This window comes from Colwellia sp. BRX10-1 (assembly GCF_014077545.1).
In the GTDB taxonomy this organism is placed as follows: Bacteria; Pseudomonadota; Gammaproteobacteria; order Enterobacterales; family Alteromonadaceae; genus Colwellia_A.
The window spans coordinates 85,518-100,484 of sequence record NZ_JACGWC010000004.1 but is presented as its reverse complement, the minus strand read 5'-3'; the positions used below and the strand labels follow the sequence as shown (position 1 = coordinate 100,484).

Here is a 14,967-nt window from a genome sequence, read left to right as displayed (position 1 = left end):
GCATTAACTAGACGATCGGTCTATTATTAATAAATGAATATTCCAGCAATTAAAGCACGCCGCGGTAGACCGCCCAAAGTAGCGCGTGAAAATCAAGATACCAAAGCGGAGTTAATTCGCAGTGGTCTAGAACAACTCACTGAAAATGGCTTTGCCTCTTCAGGAATTGATCAGATCTTAAAGAAAGTGGCTGTACCCAAAGGATCTTTTTATCATTATTTTGCCAGCAAAGAAGCTTTTGGTCAGGCGGTCATTGAAAACTACGCTAATTATTTTGCTAACAAGTTAGATGCATGTTTGTTGGATGAAGCATTTCCTCCTTTAACACGTATTAGTCATTTCGTTGAAAGCGCCAAAGTAGGCATGGTCCGCTATCAATTTAAGCGTGGTTGTTTAATCGGCAATCTAGGCCAAGAAATTGATTTACTTCCTGAAAGTTTTAGACAGCAATTGATTGATATATTCCTTTGTTGGCAGCATCGCTTGGCTACATGTCTCAGAGCAGCACAAAAGCAAGGTCAAATCTCACCAAACGCAGATTGCGATCGACTGGCTGAATACTTTTGGATGGGTTGGGAAGGCGCGGTTAGTAGAGCAAAGCTAGTTCAAAATACTTCACCCTTAGATAATTACCTGAATTTTTACATAGTCGGTTTACCCCGATAATTTTTTCATCATTTATAGACGATCGGTCTAAATAAGGAATAGCAGATGTTTAAAGGCATTTTAATTGAAAAAGACGACCAAGGTTACCACGCGACAGTTAAAGATATTGACGACAACTTACTGCCAGAAGGTGATGTTACCGTTAAAGTTTCTCATAGCACGCTTAATTACAAAGATGCTTTGGCCATCACAGGTAAAGGTCCGGTAGTTAGACAATTCCCTATGGTTCCCGGTATCGATTTAGTCGGAACAGTTGAACACACTGAGAGTGATAAGTTTGAGGTTGGCGATATTGTACTACTCAATGGTTTTGGTGTCGGTGAAGTGCACTGTGGCGGTTTAGCTGAAAAAGCTCGATTAAAAAGTGAATGGTTGATCCCATTGCCAAAAGCATTTACACCACGCCAAGCCATGGCTATTGGTACGGCAGGTTATACCGCGATGCTTTGTGTAATTGCACTTGAAAAAAATGGCGTCACTCCAGATAAAGGTGAAATTTTAGTGACCGGAGCAAACGGTGGTGTCGGCAGTTTTTCAATCGCTATTTTAGCGAAATTAGGCTATACAGTTGTTGCTTCAACAGGTCGCGTTGATCAAGTAAAATATCTAGAAAAACTAGGTGCTTCAGCCGTTATCGACCGTGAAACGTTATCGCAACCTGGTCGCCCAATGACAAAAGAACGTTGGGCTGGCGCAATTGACTCAGTAGGTAGTCATACGTTAGCGAATGTTTGTGCGAGTATGAAATATGGTGGCACTGTTGCGGCCTGTGGTTTAGCGCAAGGCATGGATTTTCCGGCCTCTGTTGCACCTTTTATTTTACGTGGCATAACTTTAGCGGGTATTGATAGTGTGATGCGCCCACTCGCAGACAGGATTGAAGCATGGCAACGACTTGCTGATATTTTAGACCCCGATATTTTTGAAGATATTTCTACCGACATCACCTTGGTAGAAGCTGTCGATGTGGCCAGTGATTTAATGGCAGGAAAAGTGCGTGGTCGAGTGGTTGTTAATATCAGTTAGTGAAAGCTATAAGTTAAATGAGTAAAAACTGATATTTTGTAAGTTTCTACTCATAACTATGATGTTCTATTAAAAATTTTTTATAATAGAACATCTTAGTTAGCTGTAACTGACAAAGAGTAAAGGCTCAAGTATTTCTTGAGCCTTTACGACATAAAGACAGCTGGATTGTTAACCTTATTGAGTCTTTAACACTTTTTTAACGGTAGCTTCTAAGCTAGTTAACCCCGCTTTTTTTCCTGTAACAATCGCCTCATCAATGCTTTTATTGTGATTGAAGTGCGCATCTAATGCGAACATAGCACCAACACGGTTACCGCTGGCGCAATGAACAAAAGCTTGTTCTTTATTTGTGATGGCAGCAGTAAATAATGCGAGATTTTCTTTATTGATATCACTGGCACCACTAATAGGTATCGCAATATAATTCATGCCCAAGGCTTCTACTTTAACTTGTTCGTCAAAATCGTCAAATTCACCAGTACCCCGTAAATTTATTACCGTTTTAATACCACTTTTTGACAGCATAATGAGATCATTTTCGCTGGGTTGCCCACCAATAATAAATTGCTGGCTATATTGTGTAGCATTTTTGGCTGAGAGCTTATCACTAACGTCATTAGCTTGGCTAAAACCAGATAAAGTGAACATTAAAATTAAAAAGATAAAAACTACGCTTGCTTGTTTATTCATTAGTGTACTTCCAATTGGCGAATTAACTTTATATGATTTTTGTTTTGAACATACTTTATGAAAAGATGTAGAAAACGCTAGTCATAGCAGTTTTTTAATATATATTAATTGTATAAAATTTGATATTAAAGGTAGCAAAATAAAATGATTTTTGGTGCAAAAAACAAAGAAGAAATCTCTCGTTTGAAAATTGAGAATAACCAATTAAAAAATCGTATTGAATCACTAGAAGAAAAATTATTATTAGCCGAAAATGATAATTCTCAGTTAGCTGAAGATATGTCTACTAACGATAGTCGTGCTCGTACACATGAAGATCTGAATAAGCTTTGGATGCAGTCTTCAAGTTTAATTGACCAAATTCGTCAAGAGTTAGCATCTTCATCTACCGGTATGATTGAGCATCGTGATACCTTTCAGTCGTCGCAGCAACTCTTTGATCAAATCATGGATATGTTAGCAACAAATATTATTTCCACGTCAGAGATTTCTAATGAGACGCAATCGGCATCAACATCAGTTGACCAATTGAAAACAGTGACTTCTGGCATTAATGACTTTGTTAATATCATTAAAGGTATTTCTGATCAAACTAACTTATTAGCGTTAAATGCCGCCATAGAAGCAGCAAGGGCTGGAGAACAAGGCCGAGGCTTTGCTGTCGTTGCTGACGAAGTTAGAACATTAGCCCAACGCTCAGCGGAGGCTTCCAATGAAATATCTAACTTAATAGAGCAAGTTAATACACAAATGGGCGATGTTATTAATGGTATTGGTCAAGTAGGCGAGAAGAGCCAAGCAATAAGCGCCAGTACTTCTTCTATTGAAGATACCGCGAATCGTATTGTGTCATTATCAAAAAATATGTATTCGGTTATTACTCATTCAACAGCCGATGCATTCTTACAGACGGTTAAAATGGATCACGTTGTTTGGAAACTTGACGTCTATAAGGTGATGTTAGGTATGTCTGATAAATGCCTTGAAGATTTTGCTGATCATACTATGTGTCGATTAGGGAAATGGTTTTATCAAGGGGAGGGCGCTGAAAAATATGCAACACAAAGCGCTTTTAAACAAATAGAAGGCCCACATATCGATGTTCATAGTCATGGGCTTGAAGCGTTAAAGGCTCATAAGGCTGGAGACTCGGCTCGTGCATTAAAAGCCCTTACTGTTATGGAAAATGCGAGTTTTAAAGTGGTTGATGCATTAACGGGGCTTTCTCAACAAGTTGCTCAAAATATTAATTCAGCAACTAAAAAGTAGCACTTTAGCTTTTATTGTTCAGGATGGCCTCTCTCAGACATCCTGTCTTTTGATACATTAGTGCATCCTTGCACGTCAACGGTCATGACAGCTCTTAGGTATCGATACCTTCGCTGCCAAAGAACGTATATGTTCAGGATGAACGGTATAACGTGGTGGCATGGATGCCAAGGAACGTATATGTTCAGAACTGCATAGATGCAGGGAGTAGAGAGTAGGGTAATGCAGCAGCAGTTACCGAGCGGCCAATGGCGGTCTGTGTTTATTATTTAGCTTTTAGTCGCTAGGTCACTCGTTGGTAAGTACTTATATTTTGTACATGGGCACATGGGTGTTTTCTAATTTGTAACCCTTTAATGTTGCTTGACCTTGATAACTTGACTCACCGTCACCGCTGAACTCAAAATCAAAAATACTGATCCAATGGGGTCCCAAAGCTTTGCTAAAGGTTAAGCGACTTGATCGCCGCGAAAGCGAAATGAACTGCAAACCATCTTTTTCACAATATGCTGTTATGTGGCGTAATGCGAATTCTGAAACTTTTCTAAGGTAAATGAAATACCACAAAAATAAACAGACAATCAGTAATAAATAAATATTTTCCATTCTAGCTCTCTATCATTAGCGTTGAAATAACATACCAATAGCTTTACTTAACTCATCGCTACGGTTTGGCGCTCTCATACATTGAAATATTAATGGCCTTAAAGTAGGAATAGCCACTAAATCTTTAAAAATAGCTTGGAAAACGGCAATATCATGCTGAGTTACTAATAACTCCAAAAAAGACATGATTTGCGGTTCACTGGTGAAAACTTGCCAACATCTTCCAGCAATCACTATCGCTATTTCTTCAGACATTCCTTGTGCAGGCGACGCTTGCTTAATCAGGGTATTAATAAATATTACCACATGAGGGTGTTCACAACTTGATGATAAACTTCGTAATATAAAACTCAGCTCAGCGCTACTGTCTTCATCTTTTGCACTCTCACGCAGCTTAAATTCTGCAATGAGTCTATCAATAATATCTACTGATAACTTAACATTTTCTAATGCTGAACATAATGGCTTAAGAACCTGCGAAGGTAATTGAGGAAGAGCGTTGACTATTATTTTTTGTATTTCTTTAGCTGATAAACGTACGGCAAAATCATTTAAGCCTTGCACGCCTACGTTGTGGTAATCCTGCCAAGAATTTTCGCCCGATAAATAACTTAATGCGCCTGAAAAATATTGGCTACTATTATTTTTTGTTTCTAGCGAAATTAAACTGTTCATATAGGCTAGTTTGTATTGTGGCGGAGTAAAATGATAAGGATTACTTTTAAGTAAGGCTTCTTGTTGCTCGCTTGGCGCCGTACTAAGTTCAGCACCTAATGCTTCAATAATAATAGCTATAAAATGATCCCTTGCGGCTAAGTTAAGTAAACCACGCTCATCAAGAGGTATCTTTACAAACCATAAATATGGCGAAGCGTTTTGTTTTTGCCAAAAAGCTATTGCTATAAAGGCATGGCCTTGAGAAGGGAATGGATAAGGGATCTGGTTTGCTTCAATTTTAGTAAAACTATCTTTTGATAATTTATCTATTTTTCGGCCAATATCAAATACCCGATATTGAGAGCCAGAAAGCTTTAATAATTCAGAAATAGAAGAAATAGTATTCATAGCTTAAATAATAAATAAAATAATAATCGAATAATGTTGGCATTATAGAGATAATAATAGATCAATACTATTTGCTTTTTGCATAGCAGATAAGAAACCTAGAGATAATCATGCCTTTTGATGAAAAACCCATCTTAACGATATTATATCAAGATGATTACATTGTTGCCGTTGACAAACCAGCAGGACTTTTTGTTCATAGAAGTTATATGGATAAAGATGAAATATATTTTGCCTTACAATTGGTGCGTGACCAAGTGGGTAAATATGTTTATCCCCTTCACCGATTAGATCGCCCGACATCAGGTGTTCTATTATTTGGTTTAACCGAAGAAGTAGCCCGATTAATGGGGCAAGTGTTTATTGATAAAAAAATTCAAAAAACATACTTTGCTTTGACGCGTGGTCATTTACTGGGGGCAGGCGAAATAGATTATCCCCTTAAAGAGAAGCTCGATAAATTAGGTGATAAAAATGTTAGCCTTGATAAAGCACCGCAAGATGCTGTTACTCACTACGAGTCTTTATTAACTGCAAGTTTATCTATTAAGGTCGGTAAATTTGATAGTGTGCGTTATTCATTAATTAAATTACTGCCTACCACGGGAAGAAGACATCAAATTCGCCGTCATTTAGCACATTTACGCCATCCTATTTTAGGTGATATTAATTATGGGGATAATAAACAAAATCCATTTTTTATTGAACATTTTGGCTTTAAGCGGCTGATGTTAATCGCTAAAAAAGTGGTATTTATTCACCCTATTACCAACGTACAGCTGACAATTGAAGCTGAATTTGATCAGCAATGGCTAGAGGTTTTTGATGAACTATCTTGGGAGACTAAAATAATAAAGACCTTAACGTAATCATTAAATTAGCTTATTCAGCGGTAATAATACGAATAGAATTTACATCTCTAGCAATTAAAGCAGCATAAACATGTGTGGTTCGTTGGCTATTATCGTCGCTAATTTTTGGCCCTTTAATATTGACAGTATTAACAAAAATATCATTACTATAACGTTCGCGTTGCTGAGCAAATGCTAACATCATTTGCTGATCTTCCGTTACTGGACGATGAAGCAATGACATCATCAAATGATGGTCAGAGAGCAATGGTTTTTTTTCTATTGCTACTTGTGGGGTCGAGCGACAAGCCGTCAGAAATAAAGCGCTAAGAACAACAAGCAAAGTTAAAATATTTTTCATGATCAGTCAATAATAAAACAAGTGATACCTCTAGATGGCAAATGGTATGCCAAGTGTTTTATTGATTGTTAAATCAGTTGAGCTAAATGAAGTGAGGATAATTAATTAACTGTTATTTATAAAGAATTTTTAATTTTTTTATTTAATGAAAGCAGGTGTTTTTGTAAAGATCATTAACTTTGACAGCCAAGCTATAGCAAAGACTGTTCAGCTGTCAAAAAAATAGCGGTGATAAATTCACCGCTATTTTTACAAAGAATTTATCGCTTTATTCTTCTGATACCGAACGAAGTAAAGCATTAATACCAACTTTTGCACGTGTTTTAGCATCGACTTTTTTAACGATTATCGCTGCGTATAAACTGTAGGTACCACACTTAGAAGGTAAGTTGCCCGGTACGACTACTGAGCCTGCTGGCACACGTCCATAATGTATTTCACCCGTTTCACGGTCAAAAATGCGAGTACTTTGACCAATGTAAACGCCCATAGAGATTACAGCGCCTTCTTCAACAACTACACCTTCAACAATTTCCGATCGTGCACCAATAAAGCAATTATCTTCAATAATGGTTGGTCCTGCTTGTAAAGGCTCTAAAACTCCACCGATACCAACACCACCAGATAAGTGTACATTCTTACCAATTTGAGCACATGAACCGACAGTTGCCCATGCATCAACCATACAGCCCTCATCAACATAAGCGCCGATATTAACAAAGCTTGGCATAACCACTACATTCTTACCAATAAAACTACCCGTGCGCACAGATGCGCCAGGAACGACACGAACACCGTCAGCTTCAAAGTCTGCTTGTGTGTAATCAGTATATTTCATCGGAACTTTATCGAAAAAGGTACTTTCGGCGCCGTCGATGACTGCGTTGTCCCAAATTCTAAAAGAGAGTAAAACTGCTTTTTTTAGCCACTGATGAACAACCCATTCACCGGCTACTTTTTCTGCAACACGTGCTGAACCATCATTTAAGGCGGCTAATGCGTTTAACACCGCCTGCTTTACTTCAGTTGAAACCGTTTTTGGCGTGATGTTCATTCGATCTTCAAAAGCTTGTTCTATGGTGCTTTGTAAGTTTGACATGGTAATTCCTATTCTTTTAAATTTATGGTCTAAAGTGTTAAATGCTAAATTGTTTTTCACATAGCATCGCTGAAAGTTTTTGCTGTTGTTCTTGTGTTAACGCTAAATTATCAGTGTTTGAAACCGTAAAAACATCATCTATCTTTTCACCAAAAGTTGTGATTTTTGCTGAGTGAATATTTAGTTTGTTTTCTTGAAAAATTTTGGCAAATTTAGCTAATAGGCCGGGATGATCAAGCGCAATTATTTCTAATACCGTAGTTTTATCGGTTGCCGTTTCGATAAAGCTCACTTTAGTAGGAACTTTAAAGTTATCAATATAAGCGGGAGCAGGTTTGTTTTTTACTTTTGGCAGTGGCTTCATTAATGATTTAGTGAGTTTGTTTGCTATATCTAATGCCCGACTGCTGTCCGTAATCGCTCTGTTTTTTTGATCTAATACCACAAACGTATTTAAGGTATAGCCTTTCTTACTGCTAATTATTTTAGCATCATGAATCGATAAACGCTGCGCGTCGAGTAAGGTCACCATTTTTGCAAAAATATTTGCTGAGGCTTTGGTATAAATAAATATTTCAGTACCGCCTCGATAAGGTTTAGGACTGATCAACACTAAAGGTTTTACGATACTATGTTTTATTATATGACGGCTATGCCAAGCAATTTGTACCGGTGAATAACGTAAAAAATATTCGGCTTTAAGCTTTTTCCAAAAGGTTCTAATTTGATTAGCATCGCACTCGTAATCTTTGAGCAGTTCAAGTGCTTTTTCTTGGTTTTCTCGTGTTTTTGCACGTAAATCAACTTGTTTTTCGAGTCCGCGGCGAAAGGCTCTTTTGGTATTAAAATAAAGCTCTTGCAGTAAATTTGCTTTCCAGCTATTCCATAAACTTTCATTGGTTGCACGCATATCAGCAACGGTTAAACAATAGAGATAATCTAAGTGAGCTTCATCCCTGACAATAGCAGCAAAATTTCTGATCACTTCTTCATCAGCAATATCTCGACGTTGTGCGGTTACCGACATCACTAAATGGTTTTTGACTAACCAGGCTATCATGCGCCCATCGTGATCACTTATCGGGTGAACCTTGCTAAATTCTAAGGCATCAACTGCACCTAACTTTGCATGGTCACCACCACGACCTTTCGCAATATCGTGAAAAATGCCTGCAATATATAATACTTCTGGCTTACGAATACGCTGCATTATCTTGCTACAAAGCGGATAATCATTGTCGTGTTGAGGTTGGCTAAAACGGTAAATATTTTTAATTAAGCGGTAGCTATGTTCATCAACTGAATATGCATGAAATAAATCAAACTGCATCTGCCCAACAATACTTCGCCATTGTGGTAAATAAGCGGCAATAATCGAATGGCGATGCATTAAGCTAAAGGTTAATCCTAAGCCATTAGGATGCTTCATAATTTCGATGAAGATTCGTCGACATTCGGCGTAATCCATCAGCCCTGAAATTAAACGTCTACGGGCATTTCTTAATAATCTTAGTGTCTGAGGGTGTAAATCGGTAATATTTTCATTTTGAGCAACCAGTAAAAACAGTTCCATAATTTTTACTGAACTCATAAAAACTCTGTCATTTACTGCATTTATTTGGCCATCAATAATAATAAAATCTTTAGTCAGGGGGATCTTTTCAACCGGATGATTCTTTTTGATAATGGCATATTCAAAATGCTGTAATAGCATTTTATTAAGTTCAGCAACACGGCCAATAATACGAAAAAATCGCTTCATCATGCGTTCAATAGCAAATTTACCTTCATCACCAAAGCCCATTAAACTGGCAACTTCACCTTGGTAATCAAAGAGTAAACGGTTTTCATTACGACCCGCAATAATGTGCAAAGCGGCACGCATCCGCCATAGGTAGTCTTGACACTCTAATAATTCAAAAAATTCGTTTTGTGTTAAATAGTGATGGGCAACAAGTTCTTCAAGTGAGTCGGCAACAAAATGTCGTTTGGCAACCCAAGCTATGGTTTGAATGTCTCGCAGGCCACCCGGATTAGCTTTTAAATTGGGCTCTAGCGTATAAGAAGCACCATGGTATTGTTGGTGGCGTTCGTATTGTTCTTCGCGTTTGGCCAAGAAGAATTTTTTTGAGGTCCAAAAGCCATCTTTTGCCAATAACGGGTATAAATTCTGAGTGAGGGCTTCATTGCCACAAATTTGGCGCATTTCCATCAGGTTTGTCGCTATGGTAACGTCGCTTTTTGCTTGTTTTACACATTCTTTAACACTGCGGACACTGTGACCAATATCGAGCTTTACATCCCATAGCTGAGTAATAAAAGCAGATATTTTTTCGGATAAGGCATCACTGATCTTTTCTTTAGTCAGTAATAATATATCGACATCAGAATAAGGATGTAATTCACCTCGACCATAACCACCAACAGCAAGTAAGCTAATTTGATCTTCATCTAAATTGTGCTGGCACCAAAGTTTATGGAGAATTTTGTCGACAAAATCTGAACGCGTTGATACTAATATGGATACCTCTACATAAGGAAATTTATCTTTTTGCCATTGCTGAAAATCGCGGCTAAGTTGACAAATATCTTGAGTAGAAATAAAAGGGGAGCTAACGGCTAATGGGGTACTATATTCTATCGGAAAAAGAGTTTGCATAGCTGAATATTTTACTCAATAAGTTAAGGCGATAGACATCATGCTTTATTTAGCCATTAAAAAGCAAATAACGACTATCGCTAACTTATACTTTGTTAACAAAACCAGTAATAAAACTAGTTATGTAGATGTCTTGGAATCGTATCATCGCTATGTAATGTTAAAATTTCACAGCCTGTGCGAGTAACCACAAGTGTATGTTCCCATTGTGCCGACTTTTTGCCGTCTAAGGTGTAAACGGTCCAATTATCTTCTTTATCTAGTAGTGTATTAGCACGACCAAGGTTAACCATAGGTTCGATAGTAAAACACATACCTTCAAGCATTTTTTCTTTGTCGGTATTTTTATAATGAACGATCTGTGGTTCTTCATGAAAAACGCTGCCAATACCATGGCCACAATATTCTTTTACAATAGAGTAACGACCTGATTTTTTTAAAAACTTTTGAATAGCAGTGCCAATCTCACCAAAGGTGTTGCCAGGTTTTACTTTTTTCAATCCGACATACAAAGCTTCTCTGGTGATACGACATAAACGATTGTCTTCAAGACTTACTTCGCCAATAAGAAACATTTTACTGGTATCACCGTGATAGCCATCTTTAATAACAGTGATGTCCAAATTAACGATGTCGCCATCAACTAATGGCACGTCGTTAGGAATACCATGACACACCACGTGATTAACTGAGGTACAAATTGATTTAGGAAAGCCATGATAATTTAATGGCGCTGAAATGGCATCTTGCACTTTGTCAGTATAGTCAGCGCATAGGGTATTTAACTCATTGGTTGTCACACCCGCTTTTACATAAGGTGTGATCATCTCTAATACGTCGGCGGCAAGTTTTCCTGCTATACGCATTTTTTCTATTTCTTGCTGAGTTTTAATTGTAATACCCATTTATTCCTCTATTGTCTGTTTAGTGTAAAGGCTACGGTTGTTATTTTGCCTAAAAGTGTCGTTATTGTCTATTGGTCTAGTTTTTTGCAAGTTCAAGCTCAACAGCTTCTATTATTGCACTAGGGTTTTGTAAATATAAGTTATGATTGAGTAAGGTTAGGTTTTCATTATGAGCAATTAGTAATGCGGGGATCGCTTTTGTACCAATATACTCTTGAAAGTCATAAATTTCTTGTAAAACAAATTCGGCTTCCTTAGCTATTTTACCTTCTTTAAATACTTTTGCAGGCGGTGATAGCTTAAGTTCATCAATGATAGGCTGAAAATCACTTTCGTGCGTAAACGCTGTGCCTTGTTCAAAATGCTGTTTTTGGATAGCGGTAATAAGCTCTAAAGTTAAGTGAGGCACTTTTTGACTGACCCATCCTATTAAATTAGCACTTAATGTTGAGTCTTTCTCTACGTTAAGTGTCTTCACATATTCGTGACTAAATTCAATGTTAGCGTCATCTTCAACGGCATCAATAGTTTTTCGGCTGACTTTCTCATCTCCTTCATAGTGAGCACTGTGCCATAAATTTAAAGTGATATTTGGATAAGCATCAGCAATTTCTTTAACTAAAGAAGTTGTCGCAAAGCTCCAAGGGCAGTGTGTGTCATAAATAAAAAAGAGTTCAGTAGACATGGTCATATATCGCCGTAGTGTTAAGTCAAAAATTTAATAAAATATAGAACCGCTAATTTTAGCGCGTACAGTAAAATTATCCCAGTAATATTATTACTATATTAATTAAGAAATATTGACCTTTAATTGTTAATTTCTAGCCTTTGGTAAATTAATATGGTATAAAGTGCGCCGTTAAATTTGTCGATTGAATAGCATAGTTATTTAGATTTTATCTAAGTATTACTCAGTGTTTTCGGTTATCCGATTACTAACTTGTTGTTATCGATAGTGTTTAGCTTTTAAACTTGTATTATTAAAAATAATAATACTTATTATAAATTCACATACATTTATTAAGAATATGTCGGGGTGCTCAGTTTGAATTTGTCTTAATTATAAGCAAATAATCGAACAATAAAGAGTCAGGTATATTTGAATGTATGAACGCTTAACCCCCTAAACCAAATAAAGGAAAAATCATGCCAAACGTTTCTATGCGCGATATGCTTAAAGCAGGTGTTCATTTCGGTCACAAAACCCGTTACTGGAACCCAAAAATGAAAACTTACATTTTTGGTTCACGCGATAAAGTTCATATCATCAACCTTGAACAAACTGTTCCTATGTTCAATGAAGCCCTTGCTTTCTTATCAGGTGTTTCTGCGAAAAAAGGTAAAGTTTTATTTGTTGGTACTAAGCGCGCTGCAAGCGATGCAATTAAAGATGCTGCTATCAAATGTGATCAGTTTTACGTTAATCACCGTTGGTTAGGTGGTATGTTGACTAACTGGAAAACAGTTCGTCAATCAATCAAGCGTTTAAAAGATCTTGAAGCACAAAGCTCTGACGGTACTTTTGAAGCTCTTACTAAAAAAGAAGCTTTGATGCGTACACGTGAAATGGAAAAGCTTGACAAAAGTCTTGGTGGAATCAAAAACATGGGTGGTTTACCTGACGTTTTATTCATCATTGATGCTGATCACGAACACATTTCTATTAAAGAAGCTAAAAACTTAGGTATTCCAGTAATATCTGTAGTTGATACAAACTCAAACCCAGATAACATTGATTTCATTATCCCGGGTAACGACGATGCAATTCGCGCTGTGACTTTATACACTGATTCTGCTGCTAACGCAGTTTTAGCTGGTCGTGAAAAGAACATTGTTGTTCAAGCTGAAAAAGACGGTTTTGTAGAAGCTGAATAATTTCAGTTTTTCATAATCTTTTTTGCTATTGCCACAAGCGTGTTAGCGCTTGTGGCAACATATTAATATTTATGCCCGGCTTTAAATAGTTTAGGGGATAACAAAATTTGAGGAATTCTCTCATGGTAATTACTGCTGCAATGGTAAAAGAACTTCGTGAACGCACAGCTGCGGGCATGATGGATTGTAAAAAAGCTTTACAAGAAGCTGAAGGCGACATGGAACTTGCGATTGAAAATATGCGTAAGAACGGTCAAGCAAAAGCGGCTAAAAAAGCCGGTAACATCGCTGCTGAAGGTGCTATTTTAATTAAAAGCGCTGATGGCGTTGCTGCACTTCTTGAAGTTAACTGTCAGACTGATTTTGTTGCAAAAGATTCTAACTTCTTAGGTTTTGCTAACGAAGTTGCAGACGCTGCTTTAGCATCAAAAGCGACAATCGAAGAGTTACAAGCTCAATTCGAAGAAAAGCGTATTACGCTTGTGACTAAAATTGGTGAAAACATCAATATCCGTCGCGTTTCATACGTTGAAGGTGCTGCATTAGCTTCATATAGCCATGGCGCTAGTATTGGTGTTGTTGTTGCTGGTGAAGGCGATGCTGAATCATTAAAGCACATTGCTATGCACGTTGCTGCAAGTAAGCCTGAATTTTTAACACCTGAAGATGTTGCTGATAGTGTTGTAGAAAATGAACAGCGTATTCAACTAGATATCTTAAAAGCTGAAAACGATGCTCTTGATGATAAAAAGAAAAAACCTGTTGAATTACTTGAAAAGATCATCATAGGTCGTATGAAGAAATTTACCGGTGAAATTTCTTTGACAGGTCAAGCATTCATCATGGAACCTAAGAAAACTGTTGGTGTTGTTCTTAAAGAGAAAGGCATTACGGTTTCTAACTTTGTTCGTTTAGAAGTTGGTGAAGGCATTGCTAAGAAAGAAGAAGATTTTGCTGCTGAAGTTGAAGCACAAATTGCTGCATCAAAAGCTTAATTTTTAAGCATTTAATTCAGTAAAACAGTTCTTTTTTCAGTTTAGACTTTCGATAGTCAGCTAAACGTATTAAAATAGCCGCGGTCAAATTGATCACGGCTATTTTTTTCGCCTATTTATAGACAAAATACAGGAATGTTTTTTATGAGCATCAGTCCAAAACCAATATATCGTCGAATTTTATTAAAACTTAGTGGTGAAGCCTTAATGGGTGAAGAGGGTTTCGGTATCGACCCTAAAGTTTTGGATCGTATGGCTCAAGAAATTAAAGAACTGATTGAAATGGGCATCCAAGTGGGTTTAGTTATTGGCGGCGGTAATTTGTTCCGTGGCGCTGGTCTTGCAGAAGCAGGAATGAACCGCGTTGTTGGTGACCAAATGGGTATGTTAGCAACCGTAATGAACGGTCTTGCGATGCGTGATGCCTTACATCGCGCTTTTGTTAATGCTAAATTAATGTCTGCTATTGACTTGGCAGGTGTTTGTGACCGTTATAACTGGGCTGAAGGCATCAGTTTATTAAAATCTGGCCGTGTTGTTATTTTCAGTGCCGGTACCGGTAATCCTTTCTTTACCACAGATTCAGCAGCCTGTTTACGCGGCATTGAGATTGAAGCTGATGTGGTTTTAAAAGCGACTAAGGTAGATGGCATCTACTCAGATGACCCTGTTAAAAACCCTGATGCTACCTTATATAGCCAATTAAGTTATAACGAAGTATTAGAAAAAGAACTCAAAGTAATGGATTTAGCCGCATTTACGCTCGCGCGTGATCACAATATGACTATTCGTGTTTTTAATATGAATAAGCCAGGTGCACTAAAAGCAGTGGTAATGGGCGGTAATGAAGGTACAACTATCGACCATTCAGAAAATTTAGTTTAATTTTTGATTTAA

Annotated in this window: 15 protein-coding genes and 1 pseudogene; 8 read left to right on the top strand and 8 right to left on the bottom strand. The window is 37.4% G+C overall.

Annotated features, from left to right (window positions below):
• The first annotated feature begins 33 nt into the window (after window positions 1–33).
• A complete protein-coding gene (locus tag H4J75_RS05605; protein WP_182217969.1) occupies window positions 34–666 on the top strand; it encodes a TetR/AcrR family transcriptional regulator in 633 nt (210 codons plus the stop codon).
• Between the two features lie 45 nt (window positions 667–711).
• Window positions 712–1,692, top strand: a complete 981-nt coding sequence (locus H4J75_RS05600; RefSeq protein ID WP_182221578.1) for an MDR family oxidoreductase — start codon at window positions 712–714, stop codon at window positions 1,690–1,692.
• 177 nt (window positions 1,693–1,869) lie between these two features.
• Here H4J75_RS05600 and H4J75_RS05595 read toward each other — a convergent pair whose 3' ends face one another.
• Window positions 1,870–2,385, bottom strand: coding sequence for a fused DSP-PTPase phosphatase/NAD kinase-like protein (locus tag H4J75_RS05595; RefSeq protein ID WP_182221577.1), 516 nt, complete (start codon window positions 2,383–2,385; stop codon window positions 1,870–1,872).
• Window positions 2,386–2,529: 144 nt separating this feature from the next.
• Between H4J75_RS05595 and H4J75_RS20480 the strand changes: the two are divergent.
• Both H4J75_RS20480 and H4J75_RS20475 read left to right on the top strand, forming a co-directional pair.
• Window positions 2,530–3,201 (top strand): annotated as a pseudogene (locus tag H4J75_RS20480) (methyl-accepting chemotaxis protein); the annotation flags it as partial.
• Between the two features lie 48 nt (window positions 3,202–3,249).
• Complete coding sequence (locus tag H4J75_RS20475; RefSeq protein WP_404842481.1) at window positions 3,250–3,654, top strand: CZB domain-containing protein; 405 nt, start codon at window positions 3,250–3,252, stop codon at window positions 3,652–3,654.
• 306 nt (window positions 3,655–3,960) lie between these two features.
• On the opposite strand, the gene H4J75_RS05585 is transcribed toward H4J75_RS20475, so the two are convergent.
• Together H4J75_RS05585 and H4J75_RS05580 are read right to left on the bottom strand one after the other, a co-directional pair.
• Window positions 3,961–4,260 (bottom strand): DUF3301 domain-containing protein, encoded by a 300-nt coding sequence (locus H4J75_RS05585; protein WP_070374063.1) that lies wholly within the window; start codon window positions 4,258–4,260, stop codon window positions 3,961–3,963.
• Between the two features lie 15 nt (window positions 4,261–4,275).
• Window positions 4,276–5,325 (bottom strand): DUF3549 family protein, encoded by a 1,050-nt coding sequence (locus tag H4J75_RS05580; protein WP_182221576.1) that lies wholly within the window; start codon window positions 5,323–5,325, stop codon window positions 4,276–4,278.
• Window positions 5,326–5,435: 110 nt separating this feature from the next.
• Between H4J75_RS05580 and truC the strand changes: the two genes are divergently transcribed.
• Entirely contained in the window at window positions 5,436–6,194 is a 759-nt protein-coding gene (gene truC, locus H4J75_RS05575) for a tRNA pseudouridine(65) synthase TruC (protein ID WP_220465243.1), read from the top strand.
• Window positions 6,195–6,207: 13 nt separating this feature from the next.
• On the opposite strand, the gene H4J75_RS05570 is transcribed toward truC, so the two are convergent.
• The 5 genes from H4J75_RS05570 to H4J75_RS05550 all read right to left on the bottom strand — a co-directional run bounded on the left by H4J75_RS05570 (window position 6,208) and on the right by H4J75_RS05550 (window position 11,885).
• Entirely contained in the window at window positions 6,208–6,537 is a 330-nt protein-coding gene (locus H4J75_RS05570; protein ID WP_182215633.1) for a hypothetical protein, read from the bottom strand.
• 268 nt (window positions 6,538–6,805) lie between these two features.
• Window positions 6,806–7,636 (bottom strand): 2,3,4,5-tetrahydropyridine-2,6-dicarboxylate N-succinyltransferase, encoded by an 831-nt coding sequence (gene dapD, locus H4J75_RS05565; protein ID WP_182215635.1) that lies wholly within the window; start codon window positions 7,634–7,636, stop codon window positions 6,806–6,808.
• A gap of 37 nt (window positions 7,637–7,673) precedes the next feature.
• Window positions 7,674–10,295: a [protein-PII] uridylyltransferase gene (gene glnD, locus H4J75_RS05560; protein ID WP_182221575.1), complete on the bottom strand. Its 2,622-nt coding sequence runs from the start codon at window positions 10,293–10,295 to the stop codon at window positions 7,674–7,676.
• A gap of 116 nt (window positions 10,296–10,411) precedes the next feature.
• Window positions 10,412–11,200 carry a type I methionyl aminopeptidase gene (gene map / locus H4J75_RS05555; RefSeq protein ID WP_182215639.1) on the bottom strand — a complete coding sequence of 263 codons (789 nt, stop codon included), beginning with the start codon at window positions 11,198–11,200 and terminating at the stop codon, window positions 10,412–10,414.
• 76 nt (window positions 11,201–11,276) lie between these two features.
• Window positions 11,277–11,885: a hypothetical protein gene (locus H4J75_RS05550; RefSeq protein ID WP_182215641.1), complete on the bottom strand. Its 609-nt coding sequence runs from the start codon at window positions 11,883–11,885 to the stop codon at window positions 11,277–11,279.
• 461 nt (window positions 11,886–12,346) lie between these two features.
• Here H4J75_RS05550 and rpsB point away from each other — a divergent pair, with 461 nt between their 5' ends.
• From rpsB to pyrH, 3 genes are all read left to right on the top strand, one after another.
• Window positions 12,347–13,075: a 30S ribosomal protein S2 gene (gene rpsB / locus H4J75_RS05545; protein ID WP_070374057.1), complete on the top strand. Its 729-nt coding sequence runs from the start codon at window positions 12,347–12,349 to the stop codon at window positions 13,073–13,075.
• A gap of 122 nt (window positions 13,076–13,197) precedes the next feature.
• Window positions 13,198–14,070, top strand: a complete 873-nt coding sequence (tsf, locus tag H4J75_RS05540) for a translation elongation factor Ts (RefSeq protein ID WP_070374056.1) — start codon at window positions 13,198–13,200, stop codon at window positions 14,068–14,070.
• Window positions 14,071–14,214: 144 nt separating this feature from the next.
• Window positions 14,215–14,955, top strand: coding sequence for a UMP kinase (pyrH, locus tag H4J75_RS05535; RefSeq protein WP_070374055.1), 741 nt, complete (start codon window positions 14,215–14,217; stop codon window positions 14,953–14,955).
• The last annotated feature ends 12 nt before the right edge of the window (window positions 14,956–14,967 follow it).

Coding starts and splice junctions, on each gene's coding strand:
- H4J75_RS05605 (WP_182217969.1), top strand. CDS start 34: ATGAATATTCCAGCAATTAAAGCACGCCGCGGTAGACCGCCCAAAGTA.
- H4J75_RS05600 (WP_182221578.1), top strand. CDS start 712: ATGTTTAAAGGCATTTTAATTGAAAAAGACGACCAAGGTTACCACGCG.
- H4J75_RS05595 (WP_182221577.1), bottom strand. CDS start 2,385: ATGAATAAACAAGCAAGCGTAGTTTTTATCTTTTTAATTTTAATGTTC.
- H4J75_RS20475 (WP_404842481.1), top strand. CDS start 3,250: ATGTATTCGGTTATTACTCATTCAACAGCCGATGCATTCTTACAGACG.
- H4J75_RS05585 (WP_070374063.1), bottom strand. CDS start 4,260: ATGGAAAATATTTATTTATTACTGATTGTCTGTTTATTTTTGTGGTAT.
- H4J75_RS05580 (WP_182221576.1), bottom strand. CDS start 5,325: ATGAATACTATTTCTTCTATTTCTGAATTATTAAAGCTTTCTGGCTCT.
- truC (WP_220465243.1), top strand. CDS start 5,436: ATGCCTTTTGATGAAAAACCCATCTTAACGATATTATATCAAGATGAT.
- H4J75_RS05570 (WP_182215633.1), bottom strand. CDS start 6,537: ATGAAAAATATTTTAACTTTGCTTGTTGTTCTTAGCGCTTTATTTCTG.
- dapD (WP_182215635.1), bottom strand. CDS start 7,636: ATGTCAAACTTACAAAGCACCATAGAACAAGCTTTTGAAGATCGAATG.
- glnD (WP_182221575.1), bottom strand. CDS start 10,295: ATGCAAACTCTTTTTCCGATAGAATATAGTACCCCATTAGCCGTTAGC.
- map (WP_182215639.1), bottom strand. CDS start 11,200: ATGGGTATTACAATTAAAACTCAGCAAGAAATAGAAAAAATGCGTATA.
- H4J75_RS05550 (WP_182215641.1), bottom strand. CDS start 11,885: ATGTCTACTGAACTCTTTTTTATTTATGACACACACTGCCCTTGGAGC.
- rpsB (WP_070374057.1), top strand. CDS start 12,347: ATGCCAAACGTTTCTATGCGCGATATGCTTAAAGCAGGTGTTCATTTC.
- tsf (WP_070374056.1), top strand. CDS start 13,198: ATGGTAATTACTGCTGCAATGGTAAAAGAACTTCGTGAACGCACAGCT.
- pyrH (WP_070374055.1), top strand. CDS start 14,215: ATGAGCATCAGTCCAAAACCAATATATCGTCGAATTTTATTAAAACTT.